This is a genomic window from Mycobacterium sp., from assembly GCF_049278535.1.
Classification (GTDB): Bacteria; Actinomycetota; Actinomycetes; order Mycobacteriales; family Mycobacteriaceae; genus Mycobacterium.
This window is the reverse complement of the sequence record NZ_JBAPMI010000131.1, coordinates 1-1,953: the sequence shown is the minus strand read 5'-3', so window position 1 is coordinate 1,953 and position 1,953 is coordinate 1. Positions and strand designations below refer to the sequence as shown.

The 1,953-nt window shown below is 62.8% G+C and carries 3 protein-coding genes; all 3 read left to right on the top strand.

The annotated features are described in order from the left end of the window. The coding region (locus WAO18_RS08520; protein WP_422205512.1) for a DUF417 family protein at positions 1 to 201 on the top strand (201 nt) is incomplete at its 5' end. Positions 202 to 530: 329 nt separating this feature from the next. Next, positions 531 to 1,301: an SDR family NAD(P)-dependent oxidoreductase gene (locus tag WAO18_RS08515; protein WP_422205510.1), complete on the top strand. Its 771-nt coding sequence runs from the start codon at positions 531 to 533 to the stop codon at positions 1,299 to 1,301. A gap of 107 nt (positions 1,302 to 1,408) precedes the next feature. Next, on the top strand, positions 1,409 to 1,813 hold the full coding sequence (locus tag WAO18_RS08510; protein ID WP_422205509.1) for a GNAT family N-acetyltransferase: 405 nt from the start codon (positions 1,409 to 1,411) through the stop codon (positions 1,811 to 1,813). The last annotated feature ends 140 nt before the right edge of the window (positions 1,814 to 1,953 follow it).

Below are 1,953 nucleotides of genomic sequence, written 5' to 3'. Positions count from 1 at the left end.
TCGCTGTTCTTCCTGACCACGCTGAGTTTCATGATCACCACCCCCGGCACCGGCGAGGCGTCTGCTGGAGGCTTTCCCGTTTTGTCCGCAGACGGTGAGTTCTTGATGAAGGATATTGCGCTCATAGGCTTGGCGCTGTGGTTGCTGGCGGACGCGATTGACGCAACCCGCAAACAGGCGACGCTCGCCAAAACACACTGACACTCCCGCTGATGAGGTTGCGTAGGTACCGACGTCGTTTGCGCCGCGGCATAGCGGCCCTACCCGTCCTACGCCTGACGACTAACGATCCGTATCACGCTGACTCCCAAGGCCACTCACCACACCGCCTCGATCACCCGGGTGAATAGGTGGTTGGGGTGATGACAGCTCACCTCGCCTGGCCGCAGCCTCAGTACGAGCGGATCCGGGCGAAATTATCGCCCCGCTTGCGGGAGTTCGCAGCACGGGCGTCGTATGTCTTGTCGACTGGATCCAAAAGGTCAGCGGCCCAGCCGGAGCCGTCGAGGAGAACTAGAAGGGAACCTGAAATGCATTTCGAGGCCAAGAAGATCGTTGTGGTCGGTGGAAGTGCCGGCATGGGGCGGCAGGTCGCGCTCGACGTCGTCGATCACGGCGGCAGCGCGGTGATCGTCGGACGCTCGAAGGACCGTGTCGATGACACCGTCGCCGAGCTGATGAACCGGCGCGGCCAAGCCTGGGGCATCGCCGCCGAGCTGACGGACCGCGCTGCCGTCGCGGATGTGCAGCGGGCACTGTCTGAGCAGCACGACGACGCGACACTACTGGTCAACGCCGCCGGATACTTCATCCCGAAGCCGTTTCTCGAGCTCGACGCGGAAACCTATGACTCGTATCTGGAGCTGAACTACGCCTTGTTCTTCCTGACCCAGACCGTCGTTGCGGGCATGATCGCCAACGGCAAGGGCGGTTCCATCGTCAACATCGGCGCCACGTGGGCACATCAGGCGATCGGTGCGACCCCATCATCTGCGTATTCGATGCAAAAAGCCGGGCTGCATGCGCTGACCCACAACCTCGCCATCGAGCTTGCCCAGCACAACATTCGCGTCAACGCGGTGGCGCCCGCGGTCGTGAAGACCCCGCTGTATGAAGCGTTCATCCCGAAGGACGAGATCGACGCCACCCTAGAGACATTCGCGCCGCTTCATCCGCTGGGACGAGTGGGCACACCCGCCGACGTCGCCAGCGCCGTCACCTATCTGCTCTCCGAACGAGCCAGTTGGGTCACCGGCGCGATTCTCAACGTCGATGGCGGCATCATGGCCGGCCGCAACTAACTGGTCAGGCGATGACCAGCAAGGCCGCGCGGTCACGTGGCCGGCCTTGCCGGCACTTGATGGCCGCCGTACTAGCGGCTGTGATGACATGGAAGGGATACCTGATTGTGAGTGAATCACCAAGGCCGATGGGCAGTATCGAACGCAGTGCCCACGATGGACTACAGACGATCATCACCGACGACACCCAGGACGGTCGCTTCGAGGCCACGGTAGGCGACCAGGTGATCGGTCGGCAGCCCTACCGCCGCTACCGCGGCCACATCGTGTTGATGGCCACCGAAGTCGATACGCAATGGCGCGATCGGGGCGTCTCGTCGGCGATGATCAGTGGTGTGCTCGCACTTATCCGGCGGGCCGGACACACGGTCATTCCGCGGTGCAAGATCACGGCTGACTACATTCTGCGCCATCCCGAATACCGGGACCTGGTAACCGACCAATATCAGGAATTGCTCCCCCCCGTGTCGCGGCCCGCTGCGCCGCCCACTCCGGACAGCGCGGCCGGCTGATGGAAATCCTCGGGCCTCCTGCCAACGGCTGCATGAGACCTTCCGATCCGATGCACGCGAAAGGGTGGCGATGACTGAGGCTTATGTTTTGGGGGGTGTACGAACCCCGTTCACTCGCTATGGCGGCACACTGTCGGGTA